The sequence below is a fragment of the Endozoicomonas sp. SESOKO2 genome (genome assembly GCF_024606245.1).
Taxonomy (GTDB): Bacteria; Pseudomonadota; Gammaproteobacteria; order Pseudomonadales; family Endozoicomonadaceae; genus Endozoicomonas_A.
This window is the reverse complement of sequence record NZ_JAHHPQ010000276.1, coordinates 1-1,187: the sequence shown is the minus strand read 5'-3', so window position 1 is coordinate 1,187 and position 1,187 is coordinate 1. Positions and strand designations below refer to the sequence as shown.

2 protein-coding genes are annotated in these 1,187 nt (G+C 51.8%); both read right to left on the bottom strand.

What is annotated here, in order from left to right; all coding sequences use genetic code 11:
* Positions 1-334 (bottom strand): arginine N-succinyltransferase (locus tag KDK17_RS06565; protein ID WP_257287644.1); only part of this gene is annotated, 334 nt, incomplete at its 3' end.
* On the bottom strand, positions 331-1,187 hold an 857-nt coding region (locus tag KDK17_RS06560), incomplete at its 5' end, for a hydrolase (RefSeq protein WP_257287643.1). The genes KDK17_RS06565 and KDK17_RS06560, both read right to left, overlap by 4 nt.

Below are 1,187 nucleotides of genomic sequence, written 5' to 3'. Positions count from 1 at the left end.
TTAAGACGGTCATCCGGTTAATGGTATTTAAGGTTTCGGATGCATGAACGTCTTCATCAACACGAAAGTTATAGAAAGGAACAGAAAGGCCCACTGTGGCAATAATGCCGGATATGCCAAGAATCTCACCACTGTCCAGATCTTCCAGTACAAAGTGGTAGCTCTCTTCTCGGGCACTCTCGACGTTTTGACTGAGTGAGTCGTGGGTTTTGCAAATCAGTTCTGCCAGATGATCACGGTTTGCAGGCAGGGTCGTCATTGAGTCTCGGGCACTGCTGGCGAGTGCTTCCAGGGCACTAAGGTCTCGATATTCTATAGGTCTGACGACTTTCATTGCCGCGCCTCTTTGCTCTTCAGCCAGGCGTTTCCGCTACCCAGAGCTTCATTGCGGGCCAGTGTAAGCAGTAGGGCCGCACTCAATTTGGCCCTGGGCACCAGACTGCTGATTTTCAGGTACTCCTGTTCACTGTGAATATGTCCACCCTGAACGCCCAGAGTATCGATATTGGGAATGCCTGCTGAGGCCAGGTTATTGCCATCACAGCAGCCGCCGGTGGGTTTTACATCAATGGTCAGTCCCAGTGCATGACCACACTGTCTGGCCAGCTCTAACAGTTGCTGGTTGGCAGGGGAGAGTAGTTTGGGTTTTCTGCTGAAGCCGCCGTGGAGCTCCAGACGGATGCCATTGCGACTGCTGATCTCATTCACGATCATTTGCAGTTCCCGCAGGCACCAGTCTTCATCTTCCGGTTTCTCAAGGCGAATATTGAAACGGCTTATGCATTTGTCCGGAACAATATTGGTTGGGCCGCCACCGTGAATATAGCCGGGATTAAACGTGACACCTTCACGTTTGCCATTCAGGTCGTCCATGGCAGAGACAAAGTCGCACAGAGCACGTATAGCATTTCTTCCCAGATGATGTTCCCTGCCAGCATGAGCCGCTTTGCCATAACAGACGGCGGTAAAGTTTCCGCTGCCCTTGCGTTGACCAGCGAAGCTGCCATCAGGGAAGCAAGGCTCGTAAATCATGCCAAGGTCTACACGGCTGGCGGCGTCTTTTATCAAGGCGGCAGAACCCGGTGAGCCAATTTCTTCATCGGGGTTGAACAGGATTTCCCAGCCGATTTGATCTGCCCAGGGGCTTGCTTCCTGTATTTTAAGCGCATTCATCATCACAATGATGC